Source organism: Rhodoferax sp. (assembly GCF_037143375.1).
GTDB lineage: Bacteria > Pseudomonadota > Gammaproteobacteria > Burkholderiales > Burkholderiaceae_C > Rhodoferax.
On record NZ_JBAWYV010000002.1, the window covers coordinates 11,679 to 27,089 of the forward strand.

Annotated in this window: 10 protein-coding genes; 4 read left to right on the plus strand and 6 right to left on the minus strand. The window is 56.8% G+C overall.

Features of this window, described 5'->3' with window-relative positions:
• Positions 1-7: 7 nt before the first annotated feature.
• Positions 8-2,176: an AAA family ATPase gene (locus tag WCG50_RS00465; RefSeq protein WP_336897588.1), complete on the plus strand. Its 2,169-nt coding sequence runs from the start codon at positions 8-10 to the stop codon at positions 2,174-2,176.
• On the opposite strand, the gene WCG50_RS00470 is transcribed toward WCG50_RS00465, so the two are convergent.
• From WCG50_RS00470 to WCG50_RS00490, 5 genes are all read right to left on the minus strand, one after another.
• On the minus strand, positions 2,173-3,558 hold the full coding sequence (locus tag WCG50_RS00470; protein WP_336897589.1) for an O-antigen ligase family protein: 1,386 nt from the start codon (positions 3,556-3,558) through the stop codon (positions 2,173-2,175). The genes WCG50_RS00465 and WCG50_RS00470 overlap by 4 nt on opposite strands.
• Positions 3,555-5,204: a SpoIIE family protein phosphatase gene (locus tag WCG50_RS00475; protein WP_336897590.1), complete on the minus strand. Its 1,650-nt coding sequence runs from the start codon at positions 5,202-5,204 to the stop codon at positions 3,555-3,557. Before WCG50_RS00475 ends, WCG50_RS00470 begins: the two co-directional genes overlap by 4 nt.
• The gene (locus tag WCG50_RS00480; protein ID WP_336897591.1) at positions 5,201-9,379 is read right to left on the minus strand and encodes a PAS domain S-box protein; all 4,179 of its coding nucleotides are present in this window, start codon (positions 9,377-9,379) and stop codon (positions 5,201-5,203) included. The genes WCG50_RS00475 and WCG50_RS00480 overlap by 4 nt, the downstream gene beginning before the upstream one ends.
• Positions 9,380-9,456: 77 nt before the next feature.
• A complete protein-coding gene (locus tag WCG50_RS00485; protein WP_336897592.1) occupies positions 9,457-10,923 on the minus strand; it encodes a hypothetical protein in 1,467 nt (488 codons plus the stop codon).
• Positions 10,924-10,959: 36 nt separating this feature from the next.
• Complete coding sequence (locus WCG50_RS00490) at positions 10,960-11,658, minus strand: sugar transferase (RefSeq protein ID WP_336897593.1); 699 nt, start codon at positions 11,656-11,658, stop codon at positions 10,960-10,962.
• An 89-nt stretch (positions 11,659-11,747) separates the two neighbouring features.
• On the opposite strand from WCG50_RS00490, the gene WCG50_RS00495 reads away from it, so the two are divergent.
• From WCG50_RS00495 to WCG50_RS00505, 3 genes are read left to right on the plus strand one after another with little or no spacing between them, the layout of a single operon-like run.
• Positions 11,748-13,583 carry an ATP-binding protein gene (locus WCG50_RS00495; RefSeq protein ID WP_336897594.1) on the plus strand — a complete coding sequence of 612 codons (1,836 nt, stop codon included), beginning with the start codon at positions 11,748-11,750 and terminating at the stop codon, positions 13,581-13,583.
• Positions 13,570-13,965, plus strand: a complete 396-nt coding sequence (locus tag WCG50_RS00500) for a response regulator (protein WP_336897595.1) — start codon at positions 13,570-13,572, stop codon at positions 13,963-13,965. The genes WCG50_RS00495 and WCG50_RS00500 overlap by 14 nt, the downstream gene beginning before the upstream one ends.
• The gene (locus WCG50_RS00505; protein WP_336897596.1) at positions 13,949-14,248 is read left to right on the plus strand and encodes an Hpt domain-containing protein; all 300 of its coding nucleotides are present in this window, start codon (positions 13,949-13,951) and stop codon (positions 14,246-14,248) included. The genes WCG50_RS00500 and WCG50_RS00505 overlap by 17 nt, the downstream gene beginning before the upstream one ends.
• A gap of 70 nt (positions 14,249-14,318) precedes the next feature.
• Here WCG50_RS00505 and WCG50_RS00510 read toward each other — a convergent pair whose 3' ends face one another.
• Complete coding sequence (locus WCG50_RS00510) at positions 14,319-15,404, minus strand: glycosyltransferase family 4 protein (RefSeq protein WP_336897597.1); 1,086 nt, start codon at positions 15,402-15,404, stop codon at positions 14,319-14,321.
• Positions 15,405-15,411 lie beyond the last annotated feature (7 nt).

Genomic DNA, 15,411 nt, shown 5'->3' on the forward strand with positions numbered 1-15,411 from the left:
ATCCACCATGAAAAACCCCGAATTCAAAGCATCCCCTGCACGCAGTTTGCGCCCGGCCATCGCCTGGCAACGCCACCGCATGGTTGGCATCGTCATAGCCTTGGTGCTGCTGCTCATTGGCATTCCGCTTGCGCTGCTCATGGTCAAGAGCAGTTACAGCGCAGAAGCCGTTTTTCAAGTGTCTCCGTCCTACCAGAAGACCATGTCGGCTGACAAAGATCTGGAATTGCAGTCCAACTCGCAGTACCGTGAATTCGTCAACCATCTGTCTCGCTCACTTCTTCGCTATGACGTGCTGGAACGGGCATTGACCGCACTGTCCGCCAAGGGCATCAATCCAAGGCTGCCATCCGAGGACACTCGAAAGTGCATAGAGAGGCTGCAGCACACCATCTACGTCTTCGCCATTCCTGATACCTACATGGTGCGTGCCGGCATGCGTTCGGACAACAAGGAAAATCTTCACGAAATCATCAACGCGGTGCTGGATTCCTTTCTGGAAACCACGCACAACGAACAGATCTACGGTTCCGACCAGCGCGGTCATGTACTGGCCGAGAGAGCCTCTGTGGTTAGGCGAGAAATCAAAGATTTCGAATCACGTCGCGCCGATCTGGCATCTTTCCTGAGTCTGACCACCTTTGGTGAAAGCACTACCAATCCGTTTGACGTCATCTTGGCCCAGGCACGCGAAAGGCTGGCGCAAGCGGCCCTTGAGCGCAGTCGCGCGCAAGCCATCCTGGCCACGTTTGAGCGCCAAAAGGAAGTACCAGCAGCATCTGGACGTTCGGTTCTTGAAATGCGCTTACAGGACAACGGTCTACAGGCCATGCGTAATGAAGTCATCAAGCGCAACGAAGAACTGATGCGAACCGTCAGCGGTTTGCAGGATGGTCATCCGGCCAAGAAACCAGCGCTGGATGAAATGGCAGATATCAAGCGCCGCCTGCAACTCTCTGAGTCCGACTTTGATAAGTCAACCCTGGGAAATACCCGCTCACGTTTTGTCGCCACACTTGAACAAGCCCAGCAGGTCGAAAAGGAGCTGAGCGAGCGCGTAAGCCAACTCCAGGATCAAGCATCAAAATTCGCCAGTAGTTTCCGCGAAGCCATGCGCTACACCAGTGAAATCAAGCTGCGCGAACAGGAACTTGCCGACATGCGCACGCGCACCAACTATCTGGACACCGAAAGCAACGCCTTCGGTTTTACCCGCCTGATTACACCGGCGCTACCCGCCATCACACCGCAAGGCATTGGCAAGACCAAGGTCATGCTGGGACTGCTGGCCGCCAGTATGGCGTTGATGCTGCTTATCCCCATCGCCCTGGATTTCCTCGATAAGCGCGTCATCACGGTAGGCGATGCCGAGAAGGCGATGCTAATACCCTCTGCAGCCTGGTTAGTGGATCATCGCGATGCCGCCACCGGTATCCTGATAAAGGAGCAGCTACGACGCTTTGCTTCCACGCTGCGCCGCAACCAGGCACGAGGCGCGCGCAATGTCTACAGCTTCTCCTCTGTCAAGGTGGGGGGTGGCACCACCTCGACCATTTTGGAACTGGCCCGTACTCTGGTTGAACTGGGCTCGCGCACGCTGGTGATTGACGCCGACTCGCTTACCAGCGCCTCAGCGCTCGGCTCCGACGCCCGTGGACTGACCGACCTGATGATCGGGAAAATTTCGGCTCAGGCCGCCATCACGTCTCAACGACATTTCGGAATGCAACTTAATGTGGTGCCCTATGGACTTTCGACTGACAGCGGTATCAAACGCCTGGATGTATTCAAGGCTGCGCTGGAAACCTGGAGCACACAATTCGACATGGTGCTGATCGATCTGCCACCGCTACTTCCATCGGCCGATGCCGAGTTGTTGATAGACGCCATCGGCCAAGTGTTTCTGGTGGTGGAAGCCGAGGTGTTGACCAAGGCGGACGTGGTGCGGGCGCGGGTGCAGCTTGAACGCATGGACCCTGACGCGGTGGGACTGGTTGTCAACCGGGTGCCGATGGAAAGTGGCGGCGAATCCATCAAATCCCAGCTCGTGGAAACCATCACGGGCGACAAGTTCAATACGTTCATGAGCAGTTCCAGCATGAGTTTGCACTGGAGTCTGTTCTTGCTTAAATTGCAGAAAATCAGGCTTGGCAGCCATCGCAGGAAAGGCCGCTAACGCAACACACGGCGAAAGCCGTGGCCTTTTTCGAGTACCTGAGGTGCAGCATCCGGCCCCCCCGTCTCGGCCTTGCGGGATTTCATGCCCTCACCCCAGCCCAATAGCAAAAACAGCAATGGCTCGGTTTGCGCGCCCATATAAACCGAGGAAAAGGCAAAAAAGCACATCAGATAGATGCCGGAAAAGGTAAAGCCCAATGGCGCTATACCTGATGGCGATTTGAGCCCGAATTGCACCTGCGATACGATGGCGTACACAAAGATAATGACAAACAGCGCCGGTGCCAGCACCCCATGCTGCAAGGCCATCAGAAAAAAAGCGTTGTCAATAGACTCCATGCCCTTGATCGTGGGCACGGTGGTCAAGCCCCATCCGGCCCACATTTTCTCCACCAAGAACTCGGTATAGCGCTCCACCATCACCTTGCGATAGAGCATGGTTTGTGCTTCTGCCGCAATCACCTGCCCCTCGGCGGGGGTGATGTAAGCATCCAGTGCCATCTTGCCGCCAATGCCACCGATTACAAACACCAGACAGACGATCGCCAAGGCGCGCTTGCGGTTCTTCATATTGCCCGCGCCCACCAGGATGGCCGCGGCAATTCCGCCTATCCAGGGTCCGCGCGAGATGGTCATCACTGCCATGATGATCAGCGCGATAGCGATCTGCCCTTCAAACGTGAAAGGCAATGGTTTGAGCCAACCCTGTATTTTCCCCAACCAGCCCTCTTGCCTTTCTTTCCACGCACCGGTCCAGGTGAGCCAGCGATGCAGTCGGTAGACCGCAATAATCATGATGCAGGCCAGGATCGGATGCTCAAAGGTACCCGCCGTACGCGCAAGGCCGTATCGTATCGACAGTCCACTGAAGGCATCTGGAAACAGCGGCGACATGATCTTGAAGATCGGGCTGACCCAGAACTTGGCCTCGTACAGGAACAGCGGAAAAAAGATCAGAAAGATCAGCACAAACATCTTGCTGGTTTTGATGTCCATGCGCCGACTGTTAATGATGTAGTAGCCCATCAGATAGGGTCCGATCAGACAGCTCAGCATGTAAAAGGCGTAATTCTGCGCATCCTTGTACCCACGGCTGTTGAAGTCTGCGCCGACACGCAACACCACATACAGAGCCAGCAGAATCTCAAGACGACCCAACCGTATCAGGTGCCCCTTTTCTTTGAAGAGAACGTACAAAATGGGAACGACGGCGGCCTGAGAAAAGGTGCGTATCGGCACCATGGGAATGTGTGCTGTAAATGCAAAAGGAATGCACAAAAAAATAGGAATCCAGACCTTCAGGAACACCGCCTCAAGTCCATGGCGGTCAACATAGTAGGCCGCCACGAACAAGGCCAGGAAGACCACATAGGCTGTCATCTAGGCAAAGTATAAAAACCAAACCCCATACGATTAACCCCAGCCGTGTGCGAATAGTTGAAGGTGTCCGCCAGAGCATTGATGATGTGCAAGCCAAAACCGCCTTCACGGTTGAGGTCAAAAGGCTCTTCAAGCAACAGCGATTCGCGCACCGGATCAAAGTAAGGCCCCAGTGCTTCAAGCAGTACCCAGACCGTGCCATCAAGGTGACTGATCTGCACTTCAATCGACGAGTTGATGATCTCGCTGCTAGAGTGGCGAACCGTGTTCGTAAAGGCTTCAACCGTCACCAGCGTGATCTTGTCGGCGAGGTCTTCGGTCAACTTTTGCTCTCGGGCAAAGTCACCGATAAAACCACGTAACTCAGCGATGTGGCAGAGCTGGCGGGCCAAGCGCAGGCGATGCGGCAATATGCCCGCATCCGGCACCTTGGCCACCACCAATGTCAGGTCATCGGTCAGGGCTTGATCCCCGATAAACCTGAGAACCGAGGCATACACCATTTCCACCAGCGCGTTGGCACCCCATGGGGATTGGTGGTAGGGCGCCAGCTCCTGCATCAGGCGATCTTCACCATAGGCCTCACCTTGCGAGTTCTTAGCCTCGGACAGGCCATCGGAATAGCAGATCACGGCGGCACCGGCAGCAATGTCACATTGCTGTTCTATATATAACTCCTCAGCAAGTACGCCCAGAGGAAGATTGGGGGATCCGAACAAACGGGTTTGACCACCATTCAGAACGATCAAGGGCGGGTGTCCGCAACATACCACCGTGAGCGTACCTGCGGCCTTGTCCAGGCGGGCATAAAGGAATGTGACAAAACTCTCAAGCTCAATCAGCTTGGGTGTCAGCGTTCTATGGATAGCATTGACAATCTCACCCACCGAAAACCGCTCAGCGTTGTGGGTGGTCAGGCGATTGGAAATCTGTCGCTGCACCTGCAACTTGACATCAGCACCCAGAATGGCTGCCAGTGGCCCCTTACCCATGACGTCACCGATGATGATGTCCACCGAGTCCGAGTACACCGAAATGATTTCTATAAAGTCACCATTGATCCCCTGCGCCGCCTGTGCCCGCGCCGAAGTGAAGACGCCGCCAGGTGCCAACGGAATAGAGCCGAACAGCAAAGTCTTCTGAATGCGCGCGCTGTACTCAAACTCCAAGGCAATGCGTTCCTCCAGTAGCTGTTGCTTATGCAGCACGCTGTCCAGCAGTTTCAAATTCAGGTTCTGCAGCGAAATCACGCGCTGAAAATTACGAATCTTGTAGCGCAAAAATCCGATGTTAAGCGGCTTGGTCATGTAGTCGTCTGCACCCAGCTCCAACGCACGCATAATCTGCGCCTCGGATTGGTGGCCCGAGGTCACGATGACCGGCACCCAACGCACCGCCTCGCTTCGGCGAAGCGATTCCAGAACCATATACCCATCCCCGTCTTGCATGCCAATGTCCAGCAGAATCAGGTCAAAATTATTGTTTTCGAGGATTTGTAGGGCGTCATTCCCGCTCACAGCCATCGTGATGTGGTAACCCATCTCCACCAGCGGTCGGCTCAGTATCAGGCGAGCCAGGGGTTCATCATCTACCAGCAAGATGCGCAAGACGCCCTCAGACAGCGGGTCAGCCGCTAATGAGCTCATTCAGACACCTCCAATGCAGCCATATTCAATTGCAGCCAACGCAGAATCTGGAAACCTGCGGACTGTATCTCGCCTTCCAATTGTTCCAACATGGACGCGTCCAAGGCATTGGACTGTGCTGCATGAGCTTCTATTCGAACTACCACATCAACAAGTTGGTGCATTCCAAAAGTCATGGCAAGGCCCTTGAGCGCATGAATATGGTGTTTTACCTGTTGCGGATTAAGGCTCCAGTCCTCTTTTATCTGCATTTTTCGCACCGGTAGTTCGGTAAAAAAGGCCTGTAGCAAGCTACCGAAAAACTTCACGTCTGACTCCGTATCTGCCATGGCACGCTGGCTGTCAATGGCCGTAATTTCCAGTTTCTCGTCCAACGGTCGTTCACCCCGGTTATTGAGGTGCCTTTTACCAATCACGTTAAGGTAGTTCAGGGCAAACTGATTGGGGACCATATCCACCACCCCCGCGCGTAAACAGGCACGCATCTCTTCGTCGGTGGCCGCGTCAGCCAAGGCAATCATCTGCATGGCTTTCATGCTAGCACCTTTGAGGCCGCTACCCAACGCACGCATCGCCGCGCTGGTGGCAGTAGCCTGGTCCACGACAAGCAGGCCTGTCGGGGCATTGGCATCGAGCAGCAAACCCAAGTCCTCGACAGACTCGAGCACCTGCAACTGCACACCTTGTTTCAGCAAGGCATCGCAGACGGGGACGGGCTGATGCGGTGTTGCGCGAATCCAGTATGCGGACATTGAATGCGCCGCCGAGTCTGCCACGTTGACAGGCTCTTTCCTCGGTTGAGGTATGGCACGACTGCTTGGCTGCACGCCGGACTGCAGTCCGGTGACACTCCGAATCACGGCCACCAGTTCGTCCAAGTTGCAGGGCTTGGCGATGTGGTGATTCATTCCTGCTGCGAAACATTGTTCGCGATCCGACGTCTGCACATTGGCCGTCACAGCGATGATCGGAAGCTGCGCCAGTTGCGGTACGCTGCGAATCAGGCGTGTGGCTTCATAGCCGTCCATGACCGGCATCTGGATATCCATCAGCACCACATCAAAGGGCTGCTCTGCCATGGCGGCGAGCACAGCATCGACACCCAGTCTGCCATTAGAGGCCAGGGAAACCAGGGCACCCTCGACCATCAGCAACTGCTCGATCACGTTTTGATTGATCACCAAATCATCCACTGCCAGCACCCGCAAACCTTTGAGCCGCTGGGGCCGCAGGGAGTTCGATTGCTCTGCTGAGCGATAGGCGCTTCTTTCAGCCCGCGCCAGCACATCACGCAACATGCTTGAGGTAAATGGCTTGGCTAAACAGGCGTTGACCAAATCACCCATGTCCAGCATGCGCTGGTGGTACACCGGGTTGCTGTTATTGCTGAGCAGGATGATGCAGGGCTGTGATTGATGTGCATCGCGGTATAGCGTCCTGATCTGCCGCACGATTTGGGTGTTGTCCACATCGGGCAAGTTCCAGTCCAGCAAGATCAGTGTGAAGGCCGTGCCGCCCGTTGCCAGGCTGCTACGGATCATCTCCAGTGCCTGAGCCCCATCATCCGCAGCGGATGTGCGCCAGTTCAAGCCCTCGGCCATGGCGCTGATCACATCCAGGGAAATCGGGCAATCATCCACCACCAGCGTCGCCTCCGGGGCTAGTTGCGTGGGCCTGGACGGAGGCGGTGCTTCGTCGCCCTCAGGAAGCGCCAAGTCAAGCTCAAAAGAGAAGCTACTACCTATGCCCACTTCGCTTTCCACCTCAATGCTGCCACCCATCATTTCAACCAGCTGCTGACTGATGGGCAGTCCGAGGCCAATGCCGCCAAACTCGCGCGTCGTGGTTGACTGCACCTGCGTAAAGCTTTTGAAAATGCTTTCCCTGAATGTCGGCGCAATGCCTATGCCGGAATCGCGAATGCAAAAAACTACACGGCAGTTAACGCCGTCCTGCGATTGCAGATGGATGCGACAGACCACTTCGCCGGACAGGGTGAACTTGATGGCGTTACCCAGCAGATTGACAAGAATCTGCTGCAGCCGCTGACTGTCGCCAAAAAAATAGGCAGGCAGACTCGGATCCACGTCGAACAGTACGTCAATTTCCTTGCTACCCAAGTTGGCTGAAGCCATATCAGAGAGCTGCTGCAGAACCTCATCCAAACAGAATGCTTTAGGCAATAGCGTGACCATGCTGGCGTTTATCCTCGTGTGGTCCAGGATGTCGTCAATTAATTGGATCATCATGCGCGATGAACTTTCAGCCCTTTCGATATAGTTCCGCTGCAGGTCACTCAGGTCGCTACGTCCCAGGAGTGTCAGCATGCCCAGCACGGCATTCATGGGGGTTCGAATTTCATGGCTCATATTGGCCAGGAACTGGCTCTTGATGAGACTGGCTTCCTCGGCCCGGTCGCGCGCCTCCTTCATCGATTCAGCCAGCAACACGGCATCAGTGACATCCATATTGGTACCCACGACGTAGTCGACCCGACCATCGGCATCAAAGCGCGGACTCCCCAAAGCTTTGATATGGCGCACCGCGCCATCAGGCCGGATGATGCGGAACTGGTGATTAAACGGAACGCCAAGGTTAAGGGTGTTCTGAAACGCCTCGCGTGCCTGCTCAGCATCCTCGGGATGCAGATGTTGAGACCACAATTCATAAATAGAAGTGGTCTGATTGGCTTCGTATTGAATTCCGAAGAGGCTGTACTGTTGCGCGTCCCACGTTTGTTCGCCGGAGATCGGCATCACCGACCAGATACCAATGCCGGCACTTTCTGTCGCCAGTCGCACCCGCTCCTGTGCGTCGATCAAATTGAGTTGTTGATTTTTTCGCTCGGTGTTGTCACGGTAGTTCAGCACCGTCCATCCGGCAGAAATTGGGGAGACTCCCAATTCAATATGGCGACCATTGAACTGACGTCGCTCCTGAACCAAATGTGCGCGTGTCGCGATGGCCTCCTGGAACCCTGCCAGCACTGCTTCTAAGCTTTGCGTGTACCCATAGTCTCCGCGCATATACAGATACCGGATCTGGTCGGACAAATGAAAAGTCTTGAGAGCCAGCATTTCGGCTGGCAAATCCAACTTCCTGCCGAACTGATCATTGTGAAATCGCAGCACCTGCTGGTCATCGTAGACGGCCACGCCGTAGGGTGCAGCATCCACCACTTCAGTTAACAACTGAGTCTGCCGGGCCAAATCCACTTCCGCAGATTTGCGCGCCGTGATGTCCATACGCATCGAGACATATTTCTCCACCAGACCATCAGCACCCAGAAAAGGCGCAATCATGCTGTCCACCCAATACAGCTTACCGCTGCTGTCGCGATTGCAAATCTCGCCGCGCCAAGGTTTGCCATGCGATATGTCGTCCCACATGGCTGTCCAGAATTCAGGGGCGTGCGTGCCTGAGTTCAACATCCGGTGGTCCTGCCCGAATAATTGTTCGCGGCTATAGCCACTGATGGCACAAAAAGCCGAATTAGCCTCGATGATCCGTCCCGCATGGTCAGCCACCGAGACAATGGCATGGGTGTCCACCGTTTGGCGCAAGGCCTCCGATTCACGCAGGCTTGCTTCCAAGCTGCGTTTGGCCAGTTTCAATTCTGTGACGTCGGTGCAAATCTCAATGAAACCGACCAACTTGCCATGTTTGTCGTAATCCGGCCTGAAGTCGAGGTCGCCGTAATAGTGGCTGCCGTCCTTGCGTTGATTGATCACGACCACCCGGCACGGTTCACGCGTGGCAAGACTCTTCTTCAGCGATGCCAAAGCAGACGCGTCAGTGCGGTCGCAACCAAGCAACTCTGCCGGCCTCAACCCGACAGACTCATTCAATGAATAGCCGCTCATCTGCGTGAAGCCGGTATTGACCCAGTAAATGCGCCCTCCGGTATCCAGTAGCAGCACCGCCGTGCTCGAATGCTGCACCGCATCAGACAGGTTTTGCGCTTCGCGACCATGCACCGCACGGCTGCGCCAGAAAATAAATGGCGCTACCAAGACCATCAGACTGAGCGCGTCCAGCAAGTCCGCATGCAGCATACTGATGGCAGGTGCCAGATAGTCCAGCAACACCATAACGGCAAACTCGCCCAGCGCAACAATGCCCAGAATTTCCAGAAAGAAACGGTTGCGCTTGAGCAGCTTTTTGATGTCAGGCATGCCGCCTTACCTTCCTGATGTGATTGAACAAACGGCCACTACGACCATCCCGTAAGCCACTGGTAGCGCTGCCAATGTTATCGGCTGCGCCACGCATGGGTATAGAGAATTTTGAAGCGTCCGGTCAAGGTGGACTGCACCGCCATGAAGGCGTCCGCAGCGGCATAAGCCTCGCTGTCCAGGTTGTCGCTGCTTTCGGTCCAGGCCGGCGCATGAAACAATCCAATAGCGGTGCGGCTGAATAATTCCTGCCAGTCTCGCCCCAGCGCGTACCACTCGGCTTCCAACCGGGGGCGCAGACCAAACCAACAGCGTCGACCCTGCACAATATCCAGCAAGGCGCCAAAGTGGGCCACCCATCGGTCAGGTGCCCGTTGGCTATGAGCCAAGCGTACCGACACCCAAGTTAAGTGGTCTTGACCACGCACGCGTGATTGCACCACGACCACCTTGCGCCATAGTCCATGGCCTCCAATAAACCATTGCAGCAGGAGGGCCGGTAGCATCAACAGACTCACGCTTGCAGCGACCAGTACGGCCATTAAGCGCGATGTCCAGGGCGTAGCGCTATTGGCACGCCTGCGCAACGGCACCATCATGGCGTCATCCGGGCTCAACACGGTACGCACCGACCATTTCAGGCTTTGTATGGAGTTGCCTTGCGCCAGCGCATTTTCCAGTGTAATCTGCCCCCCCACATAGGTATTGGCCATCACCAGGGAGTGCCGCACGCGTGCACCGCTGGCCACAAACACATCATGCGCCAGCACCGTTCCTGGTCCCAGTTCGGCACCGGCCTCAACCACACTACCCGGTCCAATCAACACCGGACCATGAATATGAGCATCCGAGTGGACCACTGCATCCGGGCTGGCCGCGCCCCAAGGCATACGCCGCCAGGATGCGGGAATGGCGGCTTCCTGGCTGCCGTCCAGTGCATGCTGCTGGGCGGCCAGTAAATCTGAAGCACTCAGGCATTGCCCATGCTCGGCCGGCGCAGCAAGCACACAGCGAACCCCTTCCATGCTGCGAACAAGTGCCCCTATTGCTTCGTAATCTGCGTGCGACCCGAATGCAGACACCGTGGCAGCGTCAGCACTGAACCAGCCAGTCCACGCCACATCGCCCCCCAGATGGAGCGCCACACCATTGGTCTGCACCAGTTCGCGCACGATGCGGCTACCCACCCACTGGTGGGCATGGCCAATGACAATGCGTTGCGCTGCGTCCAGTGCCATGCCACGCAATACCTTGTAGGGCGATGACGACTCTTTGGCATGGTGCCAGTTGATCCGAATGCCCCAGGGTGCACCATCCTGCAAGATATGACGCAAAGCTTCGGGGTGTTCACTGACCACCACATCAATCTGGCGCACGCCGGCCAATGCGCAACTGTCCATGATGCGCTCGGCAAAGCTGGCCGTACCCAGCGGAAGCAGGCAGGCCAAGAGCTGATCCTCGCCCGGTACATCGCTTGGGCACTCGTGGGTCATGAACAGCACCACGCGCGCAGGGCTGGTAGTGGAATGGAAAGAGTCTTGCATGAAATTTGGATAAGCTGAGGATTGGACTGTCTTGGATCAATAGGCACCGCGGCCAAAGAGCACTGCAGGGATGGTTTTAAACAGGACTTTGATGTCGGTCCACAGCGAGCGCTGGTGGATGTAGTCAATATCCATTTCAACCTGTTGATCAAAAGGAATTTCAGAGCGGCCGTTGACCTGCCAGAAGCACGTCAGTCCCGGCACCACGCTCAGGCGCTCCCGGTCACGCAGGCTGTACTTGGCCACCTCGGAGGGCATGGGTGGGCGCGGGCCCACCAAGGTCATCTGGCCGGTCAGCACGCACCACAGTTGCGGAAGTTCGTCAATACTGAAGCGGCGGATCACACGACCAGTGGGGGTGATGCGGGGGTCTTGCTTCATTTTGAAGGTCACGCCATGGGCACCATGCTGATTCATGGCGGCAATTTTGGCGCGCACGGCGTCCGAATCCACACACATGGAACGAAACTTGGGAAACGCAAATTCACACCCACGTCGCCCCACGCGTTTCTGCCAATACAGCACCGGTCCGCCGTCATGCAAACGGATGCAAAGCGCCACTACCAAAAACAGCGGCGCCAGCAAGACCAGGGCTGGAAGCACCACGGCAATGTCCATCGCACGCTTCACGACGTGCAAGGTGCTCACCTTGATGCGCCACACAATACGCTTTCTGGAAGCCTGAAACTGGCTCGCGCGCTGGCTCGGAATCTGGGGCAGGTCTCTTTTTTTCATGGTGTGGAGGGCTCGGGATGCGGTTACAGTTAACTCAACATGCCCATTACAGACCAGCGTCGCCTCCAACTTGTGTCCGGATTGTGAATTTGAATAACGCTCAACAGCCTGCCATGCCAGCACCCGCCCATGTCAATCTACCCATGAAGGTACTCGTTGCCGACGACATCCTGGCCAGCCGCCAGGAGTTACTGCAGATCGTGCGAGAACTGGGTCATGAAGCGATTGAAGCCGCCAGCGGTGAAGAGGCCTTGCACCTGATAGATACCCTGCATCCGGATGTGCTGCTGCTGGACCTGCTCATGCCAGGCATGAACGGATTTGAGGTGGCTCGGGCCATTCGCAAACGCGTCACAGGCAAATGGCTGCCGGTGATCGTGCTGTCTGCGCTGCAAGGCGATGAACATTACGCGCAGGCCCTGGCCAGTGGGGCAGCCGATTGCCTGCTCAAACCAGTGAATCCAGCCATCCTCCATGCCAAGCTGCGCCAGTACCAACGCATTTTGGTAATGCAGGACAACTTGTCGCTGATGGCACAACGCCAGCATGCGATTCACGAACATATTGCCGATGCCATCATCACCATTGACCAGAACGGCCGCATCAGTGAACTCAACCGTGCGGCGCGGTCGCTATTTGCACTGGGCAACGATCAAGTGCATGACGACGTTTCCATCATGCAACTGACCGGTCTGGAGATGGGCTTTTTGTTAGCCCATGCTGAAGTAGAGATCCATCTGCAACCCGAGGCCGTCAAGCACTTTTCTGTCTCGTATAACCATTGGCACATGGGTAGCCAGGAGTTCTGCACGATTGCCTTGCATGACCTGAGCGAGGCACGCCGCATCGAGCGTATGAAGGACGAGTTTTTAGCCACGGTCAGCCACGAACTTCGTACTCCGCTGACCTCCATACTGGGAGCGCTCGGACTGCTGGCAGCGGGTGCCGGAGGACCGTTGCCGGAGCGGGCATTGCAACTGGCGCATGTCGCCAAGCGCAACGGCGACCGCCTGAGCCGCCTGATTGACGATGTATTGGACCTGACCAAGCTCGAAGGCAACCGCATGCCGCTGAATCAGAGACCAACCGACCTGGCACCCTTGATCCGCGAGGCAGTCAACGCCAACACCGGGTATGCGCAGCGCAGTGACGTCACGCTCCAATTCGAGCACGACACCATGGTGTGCAGGGCCCAGGTCGATCCCGACCGATTTCTGCAAATCATGGCCAATCTGCTTTCCAACGCCATCAAGCACTCGCCCAAGGGCAAGGTGGTGCGCGTCGATCTGACGCAAAACCAGGGTCAATTGCAAGTGGACGTGGTTGACGAAGGGCCGGGTATTGATCCTGCATTTCGCAAGAAGTTGTTTGAAAAGTTTTCACAGGCCGACGGTTCTGACCAGCGCGCCATCGGCGGCACCGGGTTGGGTCTGTACATCAGCCGCATGCTGGTTGAAAAAATGGGCGGCGCGATCCATGCTGAGTCAAGAGTCACTGGCGGGGCCACCTTCAGCATCACCCTGCCGTGCCTGACTCAGCCGCACGAAGCGCCCTGGATTCTGTGCATCGCCCAGGACCATCAGTTGCTCGAACGGATGGCAGACTGGCTGTTGGAACTGGGCCGTGTGGAACTGGTCAACAACCTGGCAGGTGCCGATGCCATGGTCCGGCGCATGGGCCCACCTGCGGCGGTGCTGGCCAACCCGCAGGCACAGGGATCGGTCGATGCGTTCTGCGCAGGCCTGTTGTCCTTGCAGATGCCTGCGCGCATTGTCCTGATGAGCGACGCATTTGACGCTGGCTTTGCATCGCGCCAAGGCATGGGATGGCTCTCAGCCACCGCCACGCCGCGCCAGGAAATCATCAACCGGGTACGTGCCATGCTGGCCGACCAAAACGGAGGTTTGAACCATGGAAGTGTTTGAGCGTGTCATGTGTGTAGAAGATGACGCAGACATACGAACTATTCTGGACTTCAGCCTCGGCGGCATCGGCGGTTTTGGCCTGAGCCTGTGCGCCAGTGGCCCTGAAGCGCTGGAGCGCGTCGAGGCTTTTCGGCCCCAATTGGTGCTGCTGGATGTGATGATGCCCGAGATGAGCGGACCGGAAACGCTGATCAAGCTGCGTGCACTGCCGGTGATGCAGGGTGTGCCCATCGTGTTTCTGACCGCCAAGGCCATGCAGGACGAGGTAGAGGCACTGTTGGAATGTGGCGCCACGGGCATCATCGTCAAGCCTTTTGATGCAGTGACACTGCCTCAGAACATCCGCATTTACTGGGAGCACGGGCGTGGCAAATCTGCCTGAGGGCATGGCGCCAGCCTTTGCGGCACAGTTTCTGAAAATTCAGAAAACCTTTGTTGCGGGTCTACCGCAGCGCTTGCAAGACATTCAAAAGGCGCCTGACGCAAACGCACGTCATGTGGCCCTGCATCGCCTGGCCGGGGCTGCGGGTGGCTATGGCTTTGCAGCACTGAGTGTGCTGGCCCGCGAGGCCATGGAAGCCCAGCAATCAGGCGCAGACTTGCTATCGGAGGCCGCGCTGCAGCGTCTGGCGCAAGCCATTGCGGAAATACGGCTGACAGGCTGATGCGAACGCACCACATTTGCTGCAAATATAATAGCTGCTCACGCATATAGCACGGGGGCTACAGCCATATTTAGCATAAATCCAGATGCCGAAGAGCGGTCTGATCCAGCACCTGCAGCAATTTATGCGTGGCGTCGGTCCACGAATAGGCATGGGCCGTGGCATGGGCGGCCTCTGACATGCTTTGCCACTCGGCATCCGAATCACGGCACAGTGCCACGATGGCATCGGCCATGCCCTGCACAGACTCCTTTTCAACCAGTACACCACCGCCCTGCCCGATCAGATCGGGTGCTGCGCCAATGGGCACGCCGATAACGGGCGTGCGGCAGGCCATGGCTTCGAGGATCGGTAGGCCAAAGCTGTCCAGGCGCGAGCCAAATAGCCAGTAGTCGCAAGCCGCGTAATGCAAACGCAAATCCTGCTGCGCCGGGCGGTAGAAATATTGAGTGCCCACAGGCAGCGGCAGCTCGGCAGATACTGCCTCGGTGCCAAAGGCCAGCACCTGCAGATCGGGAATCTGCTGGCGTGCCAGTGCACAGGCAGCAATGCAGATGTCGCTGCCTTTGATGGCCGCATGGGCATAGATGAAGCCCACGCGCGGCGGGCGATTGCGCACTCTCAGCGGTGCATTGAACTGCTGCAAATCGACCGCATTGGCCACCACCGTCATGGGCAGGGAACCTAACGCCTCTTCAATGGTTTGGGCCAACCCGCGTGAAATCGCCAGCTTGGTATTGGGCAGACGCAGGGCGGCATGCAGTTGAGGCAGTACCTGCGGTCCAAACCACGCTTCATAGCCTTGGATCAGGTGGACCTTGCGACCCTTGGCCGCGCTAAAGCCATGCATCCAGACCGCCGTCTCCCACCAAGTGGCCACCACCACATCGGCATCGGGCACATCCGCCTCACCAATCGGGCCCAAACGTGGCATCACTTTGTGCGGCACACCCGAAAGTGCAATATGGCCCACCGGTCCTGGCTCTTGGGTCGGCGCGAACAGCGCACGCAAACGTTGCCGCCAGGGTAGCGGGTCTTGTGCGCATGTCACCACAAGCACCTCGTGACCGAGCTTTTGCAGTTCGCTGGCATACACCGCGATGACACGGGCACCTCCGGTGAAGTTGTCACTGGGCAATAGAAAGGTAAATCGCATAGGGGAA

Coding starts and splice junctions, on each gene's coding strand:
- WCG50_RS00480 (WP_336897591.1), bottom strand. CDS start 9,379: ATGCCTGACATCAAAAAGCTGCTCAAGCGCAACCGTTTCTTTCTGGAA.
- WCG50_RS00510 (WP_336897597.1), bottom strand. CDS start 15,404: ATGCGATTTACCTTTCTATTGCCCAGTGACAACTTCACCGGAGGTGCC.
- WCG50_RS00465 (WP_336897588.1), top strand. CDS start 8: ATGAAAAACCCCGAATTCAAAGCATCCCCTGCACGCAGTTTGCGCCCG.
- WCG50_RS00470 (WP_336897589.1), bottom strand. CDS start 3,558: ATGACAGCCTATGTGGTCTTCCTGGCCTTGTTCGTGGCGGCCTACTAT.
- WCG50_RS00500 (WP_336897595.1), top strand. CDS start 13,570: ATGGAAGTGTTTGAGCGTGTCATGTGTGTAGAAGATGACGCAGACATA.
- WCG50_RS00475 (WP_336897590.1), bottom strand. CDS start 5,204: ATGAGCTCATTAGCGGCTGACCCGCTGTCTGAGGGCGTCTTGCGCATC.
- WCG50_RS00485 (WP_336897592.1), bottom strand. CDS start 10,923: ATGCAAGACTCTTTCCATTCCACTACCAGCCCTGCGCGCGTGGTGCTG.
- WCG50_RS00490 (WP_336897593.1), bottom strand. CDS start 11,658: ATGAAAAAAAGAGACCTGCCCCAGATTCCGAGCCAGCGCGCGAGCCAG.